The 1,210-nt window shown below is 58.7% G+C and carries 1 protein-coding gene; it reads right to left on the reverse strand.

Annotation, left to right across the window (positions count from 1 at the left end; translation table 11 throughout):
* Positions 1–792: 792 nt before the first annotated feature.
* Positions 793–1,210, reverse strand: a 418-nt coding sequence (locus QR78_RS35135; RefSeq protein ID WP_048430548.1) for a hypothetical protein, incomplete at its 5' end; no start/stop codon positions are given.

A 1,210-nucleotide genomic window follows, 5' to 3' on the forward strand; every position in this document is an offset into this window, starting at 1 on the left:
CGTGTCTGGTCCGGTCACGCGCCGTGTCATGCGAATGGCCTGTACGGCCTTTCGTCGAGGATAAGCGGTGCCGAGATCATCGCCGCGGTTTGAGCCCCGCGAATGTCCGGCCTATGAAACCCTTGGTCACGCGTTCAGCCAGCGGCCGGCAATAACTTCAGGGTATGTTGCAATTTGGCTACATACATCTAAATAATTAAACTGTTTTCAGCAACCTGCCGAGCAAAAGAGCCGCGATTGAACAAATATCTTATTGAAATGTTGTTATACGTTATTCAATATTTATCTTTTTATGACTTAATGTGATATTTTTAGAGTCAAATCCCCACACAAAATATCCCAAAAAGTAAAAATTACATAAAATTATCTTTCATGCGCAATCCTGACCCCTAAATAACGTTGCTTTTGCCCGACGTCTTTCGGAAAGAGGCTTTAGCAACGAAATGCCTCACTTTGATGACATAAGAAATTCGCCGAGCATTTGCAATATCGTTAGATCGGGAGAGATCACACGGCCGAGACAGCAGGACTCATTTGTCCTTGCGGCAAAGCCTACGGAGCGCAAGACCTGCAGGGCGGTAGAGCCGGCTCCGTTACGGTAGGGATGATCCAAAGACCGACGGCTCCGGGTGGCGCCGATCGGGCATCGCGGCACGGTCGAGAGCGCGGCTTCGCCGGCCGAGCACGGCAGGGCATGCGCTGCGGCCCGCCAATGAACGGCGGTCGCCGCCCGGCAGCGCCGGACAGCTCGCCCCTCGTCGCAGGATCGAGATCAGGTGAAGCCGGCGCGTCCTACTTCGCCCCAGGCTCCTTCGCACCTGTCTCCTTGGGCGCGGTATCCTTGCCAGTCCCGTCGCTCACCGTCGTGAAGGTCCCCTCGAAATGGCCGCGCTGGGTGTCGGCCGAGCAGGCGACGACCGAGCGGCCGGGCGGGGAAGCGGGGAACCGGCAGGAGCCGACGGTCATCAGCGTGTCGCGGGTGATACCGCCGTCGCTGCCCTTCACGGTCAGAATCACGGCGCTGACCGGCTGGAGCGCGTCGACGCCGACCTCCTCCTGGCGGTCCTGCGGCATGCCGGTGCCGCTGAAGCTGATCGTGGTGCCGTCGCTAGAGGTGAAGTCGAACGAGGTGCGCCGGCCCTGGACCATGTTCGCGAGGCTGTCGCCGCAGGTCGAGGTGACGTCCTTCCCGGCGATGACGAGCTTGTCG

This window comes from Methylobacterium indicum, assembly GCF_001043895.1.
GTDB classification, from domain to species: Bacteria; Pseudomonadota; Alphaproteobacteria; order Rhizobiales; family Beijerinckiaceae; genus Methylobacterium; species Methylobacterium indicum.